This window comes from Vibrio jasicida 090810c (assembly GCF_002887615.1).
Lineage (GTDB): Bacteria > Pseudomonadota > Gammaproteobacteria > Enterobacterales > Vibrionaceae > Vibrio > Vibrio jasicida.
The window spans coordinates 1,982,277-1,999,589 of the sequence record NZ_CP025793.1 but is presented as its reverse complement, the minus strand read 5'-3'; the positions used below and the strand labels follow the sequence as shown (position 1 = coordinate 1,999,589).

Annotated in this window: 12 protein-coding genes; 10 read left to right on the top strand and 2 right to left on the bottom strand. The window is 45.1% G+C overall.

Annotated elements, in window-relative coordinates:
- The first annotated feature begins 4 nt into the window (after window positions 1-4).
- The 5 genes from C1S73_RS26355 to C1S73_RS26335 all read left to right on the top strand — a co-directional run bounded on the left by C1S73_RS26355 (window position 5) and on the right by C1S73_RS26335 (window position 7,548).
- Entirely contained in the window at window positions 5-2,257 is a 2,253-nt protein-coding gene (locus tag C1S73_RS26355; protein WP_038873290.1) for a proprotein convertase P-domain-containing protein, read from the top strand.
- A gap of 25 nt (window positions 2,258-2,282) precedes the next feature.
- Entirely contained in the window at window positions 2,283-3,734 is a 1,452-nt protein-coding gene (locus tag C1S73_RS26350; RefSeq protein ID WP_038873293.1) for an Lcl domain-containing protein, read from the top strand.
- Between the two features lies 1 nt (window position 3,735).
- Window positions 3,736-4,308 carry an Lcl C-terminal domain-containing protein gene (locus C1S73_RS26345; protein ID WP_038873295.1) on the top strand — a complete coding sequence of 191 codons (573 nt, stop codon included), beginning with the start codon at window positions 3,736-3,738 and terminating at the stop codon, window positions 4,306-4,308.
- Window positions 4,309-4,496: 188 nt separating this feature from the next.
- Window positions 4,497-6,908: a DUF2235 domain-containing protein gene (locus C1S73_RS26340; protein WP_038873298.1), complete on the top strand. Its 2,412-nt coding sequence runs from the start codon at window positions 4,497-4,499 to the stop codon at window positions 6,906-6,908.
- The gene (locus C1S73_RS26335) at window positions 6,892-7,548 is read left to right on the top strand and encodes a hypothetical protein (protein ID WP_038873301.1); all 657 of its coding nucleotides are present in this window, start codon (window positions 6,892-6,894) and stop codon (window positions 7,546-7,548) included. The genes C1S73_RS26340 and C1S73_RS26335 overlap by 17 nt, the downstream gene beginning before the upstream one ends.
- Window positions 7,549-7,629: 81 nt before the next feature.
- On the opposite strand, the gene C1S73_RS26330 is transcribed toward C1S73_RS26335, so the two are convergent.
- Window positions 7,630-9,273, bottom strand: a complete 1,644-nt coding sequence (locus C1S73_RS26330) for a methyl-accepting chemotaxis protein (RefSeq protein WP_038873305.1) — start codon at window positions 9,271-9,273, stop codon at window positions 7,630-7,632.
- Window positions 9,274-9,606: 333 nt separating this feature from the next.
- Here C1S73_RS26330 and C1S73_RS26325 point away from each other — a divergent pair, with 333 nt between their 5' ends.
- The 5 genes from C1S73_RS26325 to C1S73_RS26305 all read left to right on the top strand — a co-directional run bounded on the left by C1S73_RS26325 (window position 9,607) and on the right by C1S73_RS26305 (window position 15,596).
- Complete coding sequence (locus C1S73_RS26325) at window positions 9,607-10,428, top strand: phosphate ABC transporter substrate-binding protein (RefSeq protein WP_038873307.1); 822 nt, start codon at window positions 9,607-9,609, stop codon at window positions 10,426-10,428.
- A gap of 98 nt (window positions 10,429-10,526) precedes the next feature.
- Window positions 10,527-11,459, top strand: a complete 933-nt coding sequence (pstC, locus tag C1S73_RS26320) for a phosphate ABC transporter permease subunit PstC (protein ID WP_038873310.1) — start codon at window positions 10,527-10,529, stop codon at window positions 11,457-11,459.
- Between the two features lie 22 nt (window positions 11,460-11,481).
- Window positions 11,482-12,345: a phosphate ABC transporter permease PstA gene (gene pstA, locus C1S73_RS26315; RefSeq protein WP_038873313.1), complete on the top strand. Its 864-nt coding sequence runs from the start codon at window positions 11,482-11,484 to the stop codon at window positions 12,343-12,345.
- A 60-nt stretch (window positions 12,346-12,405) separates the two neighbouring features.
- A complete protein-coding gene (gene pstB / locus C1S73_RS26310; protein ID WP_038873314.1) occupies window positions 12,406-13,155 on the top strand; it encodes a phosphate ABC transporter ATP-binding protein PstB in 750 nt (249 codons plus the stop codon).
- Window positions 13,156-13,529: 374 nt separating this feature from the next.
- Window positions 13,530-15,596, top strand: a complete 2,067-nt coding sequence (locus C1S73_RS26305) for a sensor domain-containing diguanylate cyclase (RefSeq protein WP_038873316.1) — start codon at window positions 13,530-13,532, stop codon at window positions 15,594-15,596.
- Between the two features lie 64 nt (window positions 15,597-15,660).
- Here the strand turns inward: C1S73_RS26305 and C1S73_RS26300 are convergent, their stop codons facing one another.
- Window positions 15,661-17,310, bottom strand: coding sequence for a BatD family protein (locus C1S73_RS26300; RefSeq protein WP_038873318.1), 1,650 nt, complete (start codon window positions 17,308-17,310; stop codon window positions 15,661-15,663).
- Window positions 17,311-17,313: the final 3 nt, after the last annotated feature.

The following is a 17,313-nucleotide window of genomic DNA, read 5'->3' as shown; positions in this document are numbered from 1 at the left end:
AATCATGAAGCTAAAACCATTGGCGTTTTCACTGCTTATTGCATGTACCCCTGCGGTGGAGTCTGCTGAGTGGGATTATCCCGAAACGGATTCTGCGGTAATGAATGAAGCGCAAGCGAAAACTTATCTAGACAGCCACTACTCAGAAGCGGGCGAGTTTAAGTTCCGTTACAAAACCCAGTCTCAGCTTGGTGAGCATTACAATTTTGATGTTTGGGTAAACGGTGAATATCAAGCACAGCGCACCCTCGTAGTAACAACCGATAAAAATCATCACGTTGTGCGAGTGTTTAAGAGCCTTGAAGATACGATCATTCGTAACGGCAAACCAACGGTTGCAATGGAATTGGAATCACCTCGCCAACTGCAAGCACAAGAGCCACCTGCTTTGAGCTCTGGAAGTCTGGTTGATGTTGAGGTTTCGTTGTTCAACCCAGATCTTCGCACCATGCAACAACAAGCGGCACCAGAATCGACGTGGTCAGCATTGTCCGATTACCCTCAGCCGATCGAGTACGTAACCAAGTCGATTGAGGTTTTAAAGTCCGGCGGTAAGTTCTATCTTTCTAACCCAAGATTAAAGCAAGTGGATGCGACGGGCTTATTTGCAGCCCCAGCACCTGGTGAAGCGCCTGTACTCGATACGTTGGACTTTCTCAGCGCAGAAGGGGTTCAAGCATTTGACAGTGTTGATGAGATGCAAAGCACCGAATTTGGTGACAATGCGTTCCCGCAGCTGATGGCTTTTTATCACCTTGATAGTTCGATCCAATATCTGACAAGCCTAACTTACGACTTGTTTGACGAACCGCTTCGTTTTGATGCCCGCGGTTTGTCAAAAGATAACTCCACTTACTATTACGGTCCGAAAGCACTCATGCTGGGTGTCGGTGGTGTTTCTCCGGATGCAGTCGATGCTGATGTAGTGATACACGAACTTGGGCATGGCATTCATTACCAAATCGTACCGGATTGGGCGTACGGTCACACTGGTGCTATCGCAGAAGGTTTTGCTGATTACTGGGCGGGCAGCGCGAGCTACCGCACTCAATATTTGGATGCTTCGCGTCGTGGTCAAGAATTCGAGTTAGATACGGTGTTCAACTGGGACGGTGTGTTCGGAACACGCAAAACAACTCGTAGCTTATGGAACCAAAGAGCGCGTTACTTCGAGGGCTCAGAGTATCCAGCGCACGTTAGTGTGGGCGGTGAACTAGGCGACGAGCTATGGTCAACGCCACTGTTCCAAGCACTTAAAGCATCGGTTGAGCGATACGGTGATGATACCGATAACGTGTTCCGTGAGTTTGACGCCATTGTTCTTGAAGGCATGTATGGCATTGGTCGTGGCGTGAAAATGCATGATCTTGCGGAATCGACCGTGTATGCCGCAAACACCTTGTTCCCAAATAAAGATTACGCCCAATTCCTGACGGACAGCTTCAACAAACACAACTTACTTAAAGCGCCTCTTCGCGTTCGCTATGACGCTCGATACATCGCACAAGGTCAAGACGTTGGTGTGAGCCTGAGCCAAACTGGCCGCGAAGCGAGCATCAAAGGGCAATGGCAGCTAAACAACGCATCCGTTTTCGACTTTGATGAAACGCTTTCTGATTCGACCTCAATGAAGGTGGCGTTACCAAGCGGTCTGACGTGTGGCACGCAGTTCGATTCTTCTATTTCATTGGATTACCAATTTGCAGAAGGCTTAAAGACTCACCAGTGGAGTGAAAAGGTGATGCTGGTTAATGGTACGCCAGAGCTTGATATCCAGCCTCAATCAGTGAATTCCGCTTTGCCAGAGCAGGGCGACAGACTGTTCTCTCAGACGCTATCGGACAAGTCACTCACGATTGATGATTCGTTTGCGGTTTACCTGAACATCGAACATGACTCACTGCAGGATCTGCAAGTGACGCTTGTGTCTCCACAAGGCAAATCGGTCGTGCTACTTAGTCATCAATCAAGCAATACCAATGGATTTAAAGGTTACTTCACAGCTCAGTATGACGATGAGTTACAAGCACTTGTCGGTCAACCGAGTTGGGGTACTTGGCGTCTCGAAGTGTCTGACCGTGTGTCAGGGAACTCTGGGGTGTTGAAAGAGTGGGGTGTGAGTCACTTTGCTCAGTATCAGTGTAATGCTGATACCACTAAAGAAAGCAGTGGTGGTGGTTCAGGTGGCAGTGGCTCGCCTTGGACCTTGTTAGGACTTTTCCTGCTTTCAATGGTGAGAGTGATTCGCTCTCGTTAATTAAAATCAAAAGAAGATAAAATCTATGAAGTTTCAATATTCTTTCGTTGCTATGTCACTAGCCCTAGCTGGCTGTGGCGGTGGTTCTGGTGGTGACACGTCGGCACCGACCTATGATGTAGCTGGCACCATCGTTTCTGCAGGTACACTTCTTGATACGCCAGTGTGCATCGATTTAAACCAAAACTACGTTTGTGATACTACTGAACCGAGTGCTAAAACGGATAATGCTGGTAAATTTAGCCTGACTTCAAGCGATAAAAACGTACTAACCAGCACCATTCTTGCTCAAGTTGATCAAGGTTCAAACCAAACGTTGCGTCTTGCGGCTCCGGGTCAAAATTTAGCAACGGGTAACACGGTCAATGGTGTAACAACGCTGCTCGCAGGTCTTGTGGTTGACGGTAAAACCGTTGCTCAAGCTGAAGAGATTGTGAAAGCGCAACTCACCGATGCCGGCGTTTCTTTGTCTGGTACGGTAATGTCTAACGCAGAAGCCGGCGAGCTAGACAAGCTAGAGCAAAACACGGTTGCGCTATTAGCTGCGATGCAACCACAACAAATGACCAAAGGCGTAGCGTTGCTTGCTCAAAGCCTTAGCTTCCAAGGTAAATCGTTGGCCTCTGATCTTCTGTCTGAAGCGGAAGTGAGTGCATTTGCTGAAGAAATTGCAGCGGTTGCTGAACAAACGGTTGGCAGCAACGATACGGGTGCCGTTCTTCATTTTGCTGATGGCGCAGCAGACGTTGCTGAGGTTCAAGCTGCTTACCCTGGTCAAGATGCGGAATACGGCTTCGACAAAGAGGACAAGCAAACGTCGACAGGCGCTGGCTTTAAGTTCGTTAAGCTAGATGCACAAGGTGCTGCTTTAGCTGCAGATGCGACTGAGTGGGCTTGTACTATGGACGAGCGTACTGGTCTTGTTTGGGAAAACAAGAGTGCGGATGCGAGCTCGGTTCAATTTAAAGACCGCCTATTTGCGTTTGAATCTGAAACATTTAAGCCATTTAGCAAAGATGTAGAGCTTGCAGGTTGTAAAGACGCTGGTGATGAAGTTTGTACCACTAGCCAATATGTTGAGTACATAAACAAACAATCGTTATGTGGAATCAATGGTTGGCGCTTGCCTACTTACCGTGAAACGTATGACTTATTAGATTTTGGTGAACAAACACTGTTCGCTCCGAACGAGGAATATGCGCCACACAACGTGTATGGATTTAATGTTAAATACTTCCCACAGCAAACGATAGGCAGTCCTTATTTAGAGTATGGTGCGTTTTGGCATAGCGACTTTACGTTTGTGAATACATCACCACAGCTCGTTGATGCAGAGGTTTATTTCCCTGCTATTATCTCTCGGGGCGTAGATAGAGGCACTATTTCACTCGTCGATATTCGCTCAAGCAACACAAGTGCAGACGCCGATGACTCATACCAATTTCCAATCCGTCTAGTAGCAGTAAAGGGCCAATAAGATGAAGAAACTAATCACCGCGCTATCTCTTGTCTTGGCTTCTCAAGCAGCCATGGCGGCACAAGAATGTTCAACGGATTTTGGAAAAACAGCGCCTAACTCTCGTTACACTTACTCTGATGTTGGGACGGTCACGGATTTAAAAACGGGCCTAACGTGGATGCGTTGCCCTGTTGGCTCAACGTGGAATGCGGCAAATGAAGCCTGTGATGGCGCTGCGACTAAGATGTCATGGCAGTTAGCGCTATCAACCGCTGAGCAAATCCGCAATGAATCAGGTAATCATGCTTTACATGACTTTGCGGGCAAAAAGAATTGGCGCTTACCAAACATTAAGGAGTTGGTCGCGTTGACGGAGCGTGCTTGCCACAGCCCTGCGATGAACGGCACTGCATTCGCAAGTGGCTACACGCTAGAGGTGGGTGACTACGCAGGTTACATATGGAGTAATACTCCGAACGGTGATGGTTCAAACGTTATTGTGTTTGATTCAGTGAATGGTGAGATTTACAACTGGAACCCACTAGAGCCAACGAACACTTTCTCTGTTCTGCTGGTCACTGACGAAGAATAATCACACCGTTGGATTTTCTCTAATCCAGATATTAAAAAGCTCCGCCAGTGCGGAGCTTTTTGTATGTGCTGATGTTCTCATTTTTTCTAATTCAGATAGAAAGGATATGTAAACCGTTATTATGCCTAGAGCTTCATATTGGGTGCGTTGCTAGACTGACCTTTTACCCTAAAGGATAGGAAGTTGCTTTGAAATACAATGTACCTAAGCCTAATAAGTTAGGTGGAGGCTATGCGCCAGTGCAAGACACAACAGCACTGACGCCGATGCCACTTATGAGCGACGACGAAAGCAAGGACGCTGAGTTTGAGTGTCGCATTAAGATACATGCACCCAAAGTAGATTTGGAACAATTACAAACGGGCGTGTTTTCGCTTAGCAAAACCAGTAACGAAGAAGAAATTACTGCTTGGAGTAAAGAAGAAATCAATGAGCCATATCGGCACGTCAATTTAGTTTGTTCCTGTAATGAGCAGGAGGAAAAATCTCTAGTTCACGAACTTTTTTCGATGGTTGGTATGAGTGAGCCGTTCAAGATCAACCCACAAGAAACTGACGAAAAACATATTAATGCCGAATTTGTACCGTTCATCCCAGCCGTAGATGTGGATGGACAGTTAGGTTATCCAACACATGGTTATTTGTATTACTTTGTGGATGGGAAGCTAGTCTATGAAATGGATATTTTAGGGGAGGGGCGCTGGGCTTGGCGTGTCACCCGCTCGACATATGACATTATCAGCGACGACTACGTGAGCGATAAGGTTTATACATCGATCACTGTTCCGGTATCTATCGAAGGGGCTGCGCCTCCAACGCAATATATCTACTACACTCGCGCAAGATTAACCACTGACGGTTTAGGTGAAGTTAATCAATCATGGTTAGACAAGAACGCCACACTGATCGACCCGTGCTTGCTGGTTGATGCAGTAAGGCAACCGACAGAGGAAGGTTCAATAACGACCGTCGAGGTGGGGAAAGCGTGCCCGTTTGGTAGCGTCAGTAAAGAACATAATGATCCGAAGTTGTCCCCGACCGTTAAACACATTTACCCGCAATCAAAATCGTTAGTGAATACTCCGGTAATGAACGTTAAGCAAGCGATTGAGAAGGTGCTGCGCATTGGTGTGTTCTTTGATGGTACGGGACAGAACAACTTAAACGATGCGTACAAAGAACAGCGCGGCGTGAAATCGCGGACCAATGTGGCACGATTATTTGAGGCGTATCCGATAGATGAAGAACACGAAAAAATCTACATATCCGGTGTGGGGACAGTTGATGGTGCGTGGCAAACCCCAAAAACGATTGATGATGGTGATGATGAATCAAATGCTGCGCAAGCCTTTGGTGTAGACGTTAACAATGTCAGTGATTCATTATTGTGGGAGATTTCTTTACCGAATCTCATTGCAGATTACACCAGTTCAAGAACAGGCGCGTTCTATAAATGGCAAAAGTGGGCTGATGAGTATGCAAGAATCACGGATACGTTAGAACTAAATGGAGAATTCGAGAGCATCACTCATATTGAATTTGATGTCTTTGGGTTTAGCCGTGGCGCAGCGTTGGCACGTCACTTTGTTAATGCACTTAAAGATGGATTACCAGACGTAGCCAAACCAAGAGACGGTGAGATGTTTGGCAGCGTTCACCCCAACTTGCTCGGTAAAGCATCTATTGAGCAATATGATAATAATCAGGGGTATTACCCTGACGAAGTTCGTACAAGTACAGTACGATTCTTAGGCCTATTTGATACGGTTGGTTCGTTCTATATGGCGGGTAATGAGGATGAGGGGAACTTTGAACTGGATCTCGATATGAATTGTGCCGAGCGGGTATTTCAAATCACGGCACAACATGAGTTTCGCAAAAACTTTCCTTTGACTTCAGTTAAACAAAATGGCGTCAACCCTGCACATTTCTTCGAAGAAGAATTTGCGGGTAGCCATTCTGATATTGGTGGTGGTTACCCATCGAAAGAGCAGTATGACAAGCAAGGTTTACCTGACCGTTACGGTATGCCTCTGTCTTCGACATTTAACCGTCAGCTCATAAATACTGAATCAATCGCTGGCCAAGTGCGACCTTATGACAATGCTCGCTCTGATCTTGGTACACAAAAACGAATCGCAATTCGCAAGCAAGAACAAGAGCGATGGTCCGTAATCTGTAAACAGAAAGGTTTATACGGTGAGGTGAAGTTAGACCGCGATATGCTGTATTACTATGAGCTACAGCCAGTCAGTAACGGGCTATCAGCGCTTGCACTCGAACGAATGAAACAACAAGGCGAACAGATAGGAATTTCTTGGCTGGAGCGTAATTACATCCTTCCTCAAGATTTTACCGCTTTAAAGGGGATTGATTCCAAATTGGTCGAGTTAAACCAGAAGTTACTTGCGCAGCCTCTAGGGGAAGTGACACGGTCCCATTGGTATAGTGAAATTCATCAATATGGTTCAATGTGGATACACCGACCTCATGATGCGTTAATTAACGTTGGTTATGATTCTGCTTATGAAAAATTAGTCAATGCTGTGACCAGAGAAGGAAACGAATTAAAACGAGTGGTGTATGAAAATGAAGGGTAAAATAATCACAGGGCTTATGTTGTTTCTGTCAGCTTGCTCTATAGCTCAGCCGGACATTGTGGCGACTTCTGGCGGTGCGGGAACATTAGGAAAACCGCATTGGATTTCGAAAATGCTTGTCACGGATGTTCGCGGCAAAGGTTCGGGATTTATAGCGGGGGCTGTATCTGGTTGTTGTGCGCGATCTGGTATTCAATTAAGTGTACCAAATGGCATTGAAGGGGAATGGTCACAAGGTTGGGATACTGGCGGCGAATGGGAAGAAAAATGGCGTCAGCGTTGGAAGCCTGCTTGGGGAAACTTTGAAGAAAACTATATTAAAGACAAATGGTTTTATATTAAAGATACGATAGACAGCGATCTTGCCGCCAAGAAAATTGAGATAATGGATAACTATTTCAATGAGGATGAGTTAGGCCGTGGAGCAATGGAAGTATATGTTGACGGTAAGCGGGTTGTATTAGCCTATGTCAAGCTCTGCAACCCTAAGCGAGGGTATGACTGTAGTATTAAAGAAAATGCCGATCCTCATGGCTGGGTTGTGCCACCTCCTTGGAGTAAGACCGGAAAAGGAACCGCTGTTATTCTCTATGATGGATACGGTGAAGAATCCGATAAGCCATTCAGTGAATCATATTAAATAAAAAGCTCCGCCAGTGCGGAGCTTTTTATTATCTAACCTTTTCACTCACCGTGCTGGGATCACAAGGCATTGTAAGGCTTAGATTTGGAACTGCTTAAGCTGATGCTTTTGGTTCTCCGCTAACCCAGACAGTTCTTGCGCGGCAGCTGCGGATTGAGTAATACCGGTTACGTTCTGGCTCACCAACTCATAGATGGTGCTCAAGTTATTGTTGATATCTGAGGTTACTTGTTTTTGTTCCTCTGAAGCGGTCGCTACTTGTGTGTTGATAGCATTCAAATCGGAAATTGCATTATTGATGTCGCTAAGCGAACGACTTACTTCGGTAGCAAGCGATTGGTTGTCTTCTAACATGGCTAAACTTGAATGCATGCTTTCGTTTGCGTGACCAGACTGTTGCTGAAGTTCTTCAATAATGGTTTGAATTTCTTTGGTCGATTCTTGAGTTCTTGCTGCCAACATACGTACTTCGTCAGCAACCACAGCAAAGCCTCGACCACTTTCCCCTGCTCGTGCCGCTTCAATCGCCGCATTCAATGCAAGTAGGTTGGTTTGCTCAGAGATGCTCTCAATAACTTCAATCACTTTACCAATCTGTTCGGACTGATCTTTTAGTGACGTGACCACGTTTGCGGCTTCGTTCAGTTGGTCGGCCATTTTCGCACTCGCACGTGTGCTTTCTTCAAACATGCTTAGGCTCTGTGACGTTAGTTTTGTGGCTTCGTTAGATGCGCTGTCGGCTTGCTGTGCATTGGTTGAAACTTCCGCAGCAGTAGATTCAAGCTGGTTAATTGCAGAAGCTACTTGTTCTACTTCTTGTTTCTCTTGGTCTGAGTTGGCACTGCTTTGTGTCATTACTGTTGCCAGTTCAGTCGAAGCCGAGGCGACGTCTTCACTGATTCGAACCAGTGAGTCGACGGTACCGCGGAGTTGGTGGATGGTTTGGTTTACGTCTTGTGCCAGTTGCGACACCTCATTTTTACCTGTTTCTTCAGCTTCTACTAATAAGTTGCCTTTTGCTACTTCGCGCATGGTTTCTTGTAGGTTACGAATAGGCGCTACGATGTAGCTTGCTAACAACCAACTGATCAAAGAGGCGATAGACAAAATAATAACAAGAGAAATGGTGCTGTAAGTGATGGTATCTGAGTGCAGTGCACCATTTTCTGTGACTTCGTCTGTCACGATTTGATTGAGCTTCTTAGACAAGTTGTCAATGGCGCCAATCATTGCTTCACCTGCTAAGCGGTATTGACCCATTGCTGTTTCATATTCTCTCTCGAAATCTAAGGACACGTTGTTGGATGAATGTTTAGTGTTCAGTAGCGGCGTCATGGTGATTCGAGTGAAATCCACATAGTGGTTCATCGCATCGCGCATGGCGTTGACTTCTGCTTGGATGCCTTCAATTTGGTCGATGGAGCTTAAAAACTCACGGTTGGTTGCCTGACGATGTTGTAACTCTTGGTTCAGTGTTTGGACATCTTCTGCTCTGAACAGGCTGTAGATTGCCTTAATGCGCATGGCATAAGTGTTGTCGACGATAGAGCTGAGTTCTTCTTTATGCACGATAAGGCTATTGGTTGAGACCGTGACCTTGCCGAATGCCTGCTCTAACTTTCCGATGCCGATACTCAACCCAATGACGAGAAGTATGACAGTGAATAATACGGGTACGAAAACCTGTGACTTAATAGACAGCGTACTCAGTAATTGACGCATGATTGACCCTCTAAAGATTGGAACTATTATCATTTTTGTAAATAAAGCAACCCGATTCTAATTATTAGGCTTGATATATCAATCATTTAACGATGTTTATTTGTTATGAAATATATTAAAAGCGATGTAGTTGGCATTTTGTTATAACCAAATAGAAGCAATATATTTTGAGCTCGAAAGGAAATAAAGTTTGATTGCTGTTTTATTAAGCAGAAATGACAACGTGTCATAGAGCTTTCAACTAAGTGAAACACAACTGTCATATTTGGATTCTAAAGTGAGCATCGTTCAAGTGAAACACAACGGCAATAAGGCCACTTAAAGGAAATTGTGATGAAAAAGACAGTAATCGGTGCAATCGCACTTCTAGGCGCAATGGCAGTGACTCCTGTTTCTGCTAAAGAAACTATCTCTGCAGTGGGTTCTAGCAGCGTAACTCCACTGATGGAAGTTTTCTCTGAAACATACATGAAGACAAACCCGAACGTATTTGTTGAAGTTCAAGGCCCTGGTTCATCTGCGGGTGTTAAAGCAGCGAAAAACGGTTCTGCTGACCTAGGTATGTCTTCTCGTAACCTAAAAGATTCTGAAAAAGAGCCGGCTCTAAAAGAAGAGACAGTTGCTCTTGACGGTATCGCAGTTGTTGTAAACCCACAAAACAAACTATCGGGTCTTACTGCGGACCAAGTTACTGCAATCTACAAAGGTGAAGTAACAAACTGGAAAGACGTTGGCGGTGCAGACAAGCCAATCGTAGCAATCACTCGCGACACAGCTTCTGGTACTCGTGGCGCGTTCGAAGACATCATGTCTCTAAAAATGAAAATTTCTGGTAAGAAAGTATCGGCAATCTCTCAACGTGCTCAAGTTGCTAACGGTAACGGCGCACTGAAGACGATGGTTGCTTCTAACCCATACGCTATCGGCTACATCTCTCTTGGTACAGTTGATGGCTCTGTAAGTGCACTTCCAATTGACGGTATTCAAGCTTCAGTAGACAACGTGAAAAACGGTTCTTACAAAGTTGCTCGTCCGTTCCTTGTTCTTTACAAAGAAGGCAAGCCATCAGCTGAAACTCAAAAATTCCTAGACTGGATGCTAACTGATGAAGCGCAAGCGCTAGTTGACCAAAAAGGTTACATCTCAGTTAACTAATCCCATCGGGACTCTAAAGTTTGCTCAGCCCACCATTTCGGGCTGAGCCTTTTCTATCCATTGTGTTCAAGGGCATTGCCTAGAACCGTGAGATTTTTATGACCATCGCAACAAATAGTGAAAAGCTTATGACTACTGACGCTAAAGCGATCAGCAAGCCAGGCCTACGCGAGAAACGCCGCGTTGACTGGAGAGAGCGTATCTTCCACGGCTTGTTTTTAACGAGTGCTGTTATCGGCATCGTTTCATTAGCAGTAATCGCATACTTCATCGTTCGAGAAAGTATTCCAGCCTTCCAAGAAGTTGGCGTATCAGGCATCGTACTCGGCCAAAACTGGCTGCCACCAGCACTTTACGGTGTCGCAACTATGATTGTTGCTTCTATCGTTTCGACAGCTGGTGCAGTATTAGTTGGTGTGCCAATCGGCGTGTTGACTGCGGTCTTTATCGCAGAAATTGCACCGAAACGTTTGGCTGATGTTATCCGCCCAGCGGTTGAGCTCCTTGCCGGTATTCCTTCGGTGGTTTACGGCTTCTTCGGCTTGGTTATTATCGTGCCGCTTATCCAAAACGTATTTGATGTACCAGCGGGTAATACTATTTTGGCAGGTATCATTGTACTGGGTGTGATGATTCTTCCTACTGTCATCACGGTTTCTGAAACGTCTATTCGTGCAGTCCCTCGCACTTACAAAGAAGGCTCTTTGGCTCTTGGCGCTTCTAAAATCTACACCATATTTAAATTGCTCGTTCCAGCGGCTCGCTCAGGCATCATGACAGGTGTGATTCTGGGTATTGGTCGTGCGTTGGGTGAGACTATGGCGATCATCATGGTTATGGGTAACGCGCCGGCAATGCCAGAAGGCATCCTTGATTCGGCTCGTACGCTAACCGCAAACATCGCTATTGAAATGTCTTACGCAAGTGGTGTTCACGCGAACGCTCTATACGCTACAGGTGTGGTACTACTGGTCTTCATCATGTCGTTGAACGCTGTACTACTTTACCTAAACCGAGAAAAAGCGAAGTAATCGCTCGTTAAAGGTGACTATTATGGATCGCGCAAAATTAAAACAGGCACGCCAGTTCAAAGATAATGTATTAAGCGCATTTGTCTGGGTCTCGGCAGCATTAACGGTAGGCTTTTTGTTCTGGATTATCTGGTACATCCTATCTAACGGTCTACAACACGTAGATTGGAACTTCATTACTGATGACTATACGCGCACAGGGGACGAGCACGGCATCTTCCCGATGATTGTGTCGACTATCTACATGGTTATCGCATCTATCGCAGTGGCAGCGCCACTCGGTATCATGACGGCAATTTACTTAACCGAATATGCAAAAGTAGGTAGCCGTTTAGTGAAAATCATCCGATTCTGTACCGAGTCATTGGCGGGTATTCCGTCGATCATCTTCGGTCTATTTGGTATGACTTTCTTCGTAGCGATTCTTGGCCTTGGCTTCTCGATTCTATCGGGTGCTCTAACGCTAAGTATTCTTATCCTGCCAGTGATCATCCGTACCACGGAAGAAGCATTGATGGCAGTACCGCAAACGTACCGCGAAGGCTCTTATGGTCTTGGCGCATCGAAAATTTACACTATCTGGCGCTTGATTCTGCCGAGCGCAATGCCAGGTATCTTAACCTCGGTCATTCTAAGTATTGGTCGTGTCATTGGTGAATCTGCTCCAGTTTTCCTGACAGCAGGTATGGTTGCTCGTATTCCGGATTCTTTATTGGATTCAGGCCGTACACTAACCGTTCACCTATACAAACTGACTACCGAACTGTTTACCATTGAGGAATGGAATCAGGCTTACGGTACCGCGACAGTTCTGATTGTTGTTGTTCTACTGATCAACATGGTTACAAAACTGATTGCACGACGTTTTAACACAGCAACTTACTAACAACACAAATTAAGAACGCACGTTAAAAGACACGAATTCAAGATTTAAGAGATTAAGAAAATGAACAAGTTCGATATTGAAAACCTAGACCTGTTTTACGGTGATAACCAAGCACTGAAATCAATCAACCTGCCTATTCCAGTACGTCAAGTAACCGCACTAATCGGTCCTTCTGGTTGTGGTAAATCTACACTATTACGTTGTTTGAACCGCATGAACGATCTTATCGAAGGCGTTAAGATCACTGGCAAACTGTCCATGGATGGTGAAGACATTTACGGCAACATCGATGTCGCTGATCTTCGCATCAAAGTGGGGATGGTATTCCAAAAGCCAAACCCATTCCCAATGAGCATTTACGAGAACGTGGCATACGGTCTTCGTGCTCAAGGCATTAAAGATAAAAAACACATTGATGAAGTGGTTGAGAGCTCACTTCGTGGTGCAGCACTTTGGGACGAAGTGAAAGACCGTCTTAAGTCACATGCATTTGGATTATCTGGTGGTCAGCAGCAACGTCTATGTATCGCTCGTACAATCGCGATGGAACCTGATGTGATCCTAATGGATGAACCAACATCGGCACTTGACCCAATTGCAACACACAAAATCGAAGAATTGATGGAAGAGCTGAAGAAGAACTACACCATCGTTATCGTGACTCACTCAATGCAACAGGCGCGTCGTATTTCTGACCGCACTGCGTTCTTCCTAATGGGTGAGTTGGTCGAGCACGATGACACACAAGTGATCTTCAGTGACCCGAAAGACGACCGTACTCAAGGCTATGTAAACGGCGACTTTGGTTAATTAACGTATTTATCAGCATATACATGAATAACTATAAGCGATGGTACTCTTGCCCCTCTTGATGAGGGGCCTTTTTCGTTTAGGGTATGTGGAATTTTCTCAATACCAATAATGTTCATGTTGATTCACTTTTGCGCCTAATTTTGCAGTATGTAATTCGGATGAAACACCTGTCTAAAAATGTTGAAAGGTTCTCGATTGTGAAATTAAGTACAAAATTTTTGCGAAAGACTTAACAGCTCAACTTGGATTCCATTGATTGCATATCATGGCCTAAGTAGTTTTTTATCGAGAATAAAAAAGTAGATTAGGTTGGCCAGGTGAGTTTAAAAAGTTTTACAAGAACGGTCTCTTCTACCAGAGACCATAGATTATTGGCGGAAGCCATATTCGAGCATCTAGAACAACGCTTTTCCCCTAGTGCGATAGCGATCTTTGACGATCCGCTCACCAATCCATCAGGGGCGGTGAGGTTTTCTCGTGGTGATTTGACTCCAATCCGTCAGTACCCTGAAGCATTCTGGGATTGGGCGAGCCAATTTGATACTTCAGAAAGTATTATTCCGCTGGCCATCAATACCTGTAATTGGAACCACACCCAAGACCTTGGCGGCGAAAGTTACATCATGATGCTCGATAACACGCCGATCAAACGTACCTACCTACTGATTCAAAACGTCCAAGCTCGCTCCGCCCACAATATCTACGAAGAAAGTTACGATGCAATGCAACTTGCCGCGGCTCGCTGGCAGTGTATTCGCGCAGAAAAAAGCGCATCGCAAGAAATGAAGCATCGTGATGTCCGAGAGGCCCAATACGTCGATGAACTTAGCCAGCGAGAACGCTTCATTGAAAACATGAAGCTCGTACAGCAAGTGGCGTTGGACATCTCTAATCCTGACTCTCTTAAAGATCTCTATTTAAAAGCGGTTGAAGCCTTGCGTGAACGTTTAGGTTTTGACCGTTCTACTTTAATGCTGTTGGACATGAAAAAGCGTAGTTTTAGTGGGACCTATGGCACTAATGAGGATGGCATCACGATTGATGAGTTTCACACTCAATATGATCTTCACCAGTTGAGTGAAGAGTACATCGCAGCACTGTCGAGTACAGAGCGTAATCTCGTCATTGTCGAAGATGCACCGATTTATACCGCCGGTAAAGTCGTAGGGCAGGGCTGGAATGCGATGTTAATCCTACGAGATGGTAATGAGCCTTTTGGTTGGTTCGCACTGGATAACTTTATTCATCGTAAGCCCGTGACGGCTTATCAAAAGCAGATGCTGGAATCTTTTGGCTCACTTTTCTCGCAAATTTATATCCGTAAGCGTCAAGAACAAAATGTGCGCATGTTGCACTCAAGTATGGTGGAGCTTTCTCGATGTACTACGGTCAGTGATGTGTGCAAATCCGCAGTGACCTTTGCCATTAAAAACTTGGGCATCGACCGTATGGCAGTGTTCTTGACCGATGAAAATTGCTCTTATATGCAAGGTACGTGGGGGACCGACATCCAAGGCAATGTGGTGGATGAATCTTATTTTTTTGGGGAGACACAGGACTTCTCTTTGATTAATTTAGCCCGATCTATGCTGAATGAGGTTGCGTTTGAGGAGTCGGTTCCCATCTATCACGATTGCAATATTGTTGGCTTCGGCTGGGCGGCCATGACAGTGCTGACTTCCAATAGCAGTGGGCCTATTGCTTTTATCGCCGTTGATAATCTATTAACTCGTGCGCCGCTTACCTCCCAGCTTCGTGAAGTGATTCGGATGTTTGCATCAAGCCTTGCTGAAGTGCTGCAACGTACACAAGCACAAGAGGCGATTCGCGAACTTAATGAAAACCTAGAGCTAGAAGTACAAAATCGGACTAAAGAGCTGGAAGAAGCCAATCGACAATTGGAAGTATTGTCTAAACTCGATCCTTTGACTCGCCTTGGTAATCGACGAATGTTAGAGCACGTCATGCAGAAGTACTGCTCGGTAGAGCATGATGAAGTCATGTCATTTGGATTGATCTTAATTGATATTGACCACTTCGGCTTGTTCAACAACCACTATGGACATCTAGAAGGTGATATCGCGTTAATGCGAATTGGTAACATCCTTGAACACCATACTAAAGATGAAGATGAAGTCTTTTGTCGAATTGGCGGGGAAGAGTTTGTTTTGTTGATGATTGGGTCACACCAAGAAGAGGTCAGGTTGAGAGCCGAATGCATCCGTCGTTGTATTGAGGAGGAGGGGATTAAGCATTGCCATAATCCAGAAGGTGAGTTACTTACTGTTTCTGTTGGTTATTCTTGTTACTTGACACAAGGTAAAGACTTTAACTTCGATCATTTGTATCAACTCTCCGATAAGGCTTTATACCGAGCTAAAAACAGTGGTCGCAACTGTGTTCGGGCGGTTGAAATAGAGAAGCAGAGTGTTGCTTAGCACTAAAAACAAAAATGGCAGCTTGAAGATAAGTTGCCATTTTTATCTAACACTTAATTGTTCGTTAAAGCTTCTCAAGCTGGTGGCTGGTTTTGGTTGTTTTGTCTTTGCCGAGTTGTTTGAGTATTGCCAGCAAAGTATCACTTTTCCATGGTTGCTGAGTGGAGCTAAATCGAGATTGATTCATTACATTCAATTCAGTTCTTACTGCTTGCACCGCCTCTGATTCGATATCAGCGTAGTGAGTGTTTAAGTAGTCGTTAACTGCTTTTTCAATCTTGATACTGTCACCTTGCTTTATGACATCCTCTATATCTCGAATGGAGGCGTTATGAGTACTCACCATCACTTCTGTTGATTGTGGCGTTTTGCGTTTTCTCCATAAGCCAATGGCAATAGCGGAAGAAACCAACCAAAGTACCGCAAAGACGAATGTTAATGTTTGCCAAATCGTATCAACGCCACCTTGTGGAGCGGTTGGAGATGCCGTTTGTGTTGGTTGTGTTGGCAGTACACTTTCTGGCAGGGTTATCAGTCCAGTATCACTTTTCTCGACTTTAAGATTTAATTCAGCGATTTTTGATTCTCTTGCTTGATCACGATTGCTATCCCACCAATTTAGCTTGTAACTGGGTAAGGTAAGGTCACCAGCTTCCGTTGGGATCAGCACTTGCTTCATTGTCATGGTGACGGTGCCATCTCGAGCTGTTTCGAACTGAGGTTGCTCTGGGTAAACACGCAGTGTACTTGGGTAAATTATGCCAATACGTGGCAAGTATTCTGCTTGTGTGCCTCGCGCTCTCACACGAATCGTACGGGTAATAGATGAACCTTGTTTAACGCTATTCACCGCGTTTGCAGACAGAGGATTACCTTGCTCATCTTCCCAGCTTTGAGTCATTTCTAATGCTGAAGCTGGTAGCCAGTTGCCTTCAAAGTCTTTCGGGATCGGTTTGACTGTGATAGGCATTTGCTGAACGTTGGTTTTGATCGGCATGATCTTTGTCGAACCCGTTAAACTGTCACCATAAATGTAAGAGCCAGTTAATTGAGGGCCGTTTAACGAAAAGCTTCCTGGTTTTTCTGCGGTAATACGGAATGCTTGTTCAACGACAGTAACTTCTAAGCCATCAATGATTCGCTGACCTTGTTTCATGTCACTAGCAGGTTCAATCTTCATTCCATCAATGCTAGGCGGAACGATTTGTGGGTTATCCAAACGACGTGGATCTACTTTGATGGCCAACTGCATACGTAACGTTGCTGACTGTTGTGGGTACAAAGTGTGGTTATCCACGCTCATGTCAAAACTGAATAAATCATCCAGGTTTGGCTCTGCTTGGCTTTCTGTGACGCGCAGCTTAATTGGCTCAGTCTTCATCCCTTCAGCTGTGAAGCTTGGTATGGTCACAACGCCTTGTTTCATCGGCGCGATCGAAATGCTCCATTCCGTTCGGACTGTTTTATGGCCGTTAATGTTATTGCTTGAACGGCCGTAACGAGGCTGCCCCAAGAAGAAATCTTTCTTTAGCGTATCAAAATTTATGGCATCAGAACTTAACTCAGTGTCTGCCATAATGCGGAGATTGATGACTTCATTCTTTGCGACTTGGGTTTTATTCACACTGGCTTGAAGGCTTTGGGCAAAAACCGAAAAGCATGTTAATAGGCTGGCCACCAGAACAAAGACCAGTTTTGCGCCTTTTTTCATCATGGA

What these genes read in the sequence shown, in the direction of transcription:
- C1S73_RS26355 (WP_038873290.1), top strand. Translation starts at nt 5, where the DNA reads ATGAAGCTAAAACCATTGGCGTTTTCACTGCTTATTGCATGTACCCCT.
- C1S73_RS26350 (WP_038873293.1), top strand. Translation starts at nt 2,283, where the DNA reads ATGAAGTTTCAATATTCTTTCGTTGCTATGTCACTAGCCCTAGCTGGC.
- C1S73_RS26345 (WP_038873295.1), top strand. Translation starts at nt 3,736, where the DNA reads ATGAAGAAACTAATCACCGCGCTATCTCTTGTCTTGGCTTCTCAAGCA.
- C1S73_RS26335 (WP_038873301.1), top strand. Translation starts at nt 6,892, where the DNA reads ATGAAAATGAAGGGTAAAATAATCACAGGGCTTATGTTGTTTCTGTCA.
- C1S73_RS26330 (WP_038873305.1), bottom strand. Translation starts at nt 9,273, where the DNA reads ATGCGTCAATTACTGAGTACGCTGTCTATTAAGTCACAGGTTTTCGTA.
- C1S73_RS26325 (WP_038873307.1), top strand. Translation starts at nt 9,607, where the DNA reads ATGAAAAAGACAGTAATCGGTGCAATCGCACTTCTAGGCGCAATGGCA.
- pstC (WP_038873310.1), top strand. Translation starts at nt 10,527, where the DNA reads ATGACCATCGCAACAAATAGTGAAAAGCTTATGACTACTGACGCTAAA.
- pstA (WP_038873313.1), top strand. Translation starts at nt 11,482, where the DNA reads ATGGATCGCGCAAAATTAAAACAGGCACGCCAGTTCAAAGATAATGTA.
- pstB (WP_038873314.1), top strand. Translation starts at nt 12,406, where the DNA reads ATGAACAAGTTCGATATTGAAAACCTAGACCTGTTTTACGGTGATAAC.
- C1S73_RS26300 (WP_038873318.1), bottom strand. Translation starts at nt 17,310, where the DNA reads ATGATGAAAAAAGGCGCAAAACTGGTCTTTGTTCTGGTGGCCAGCCTA.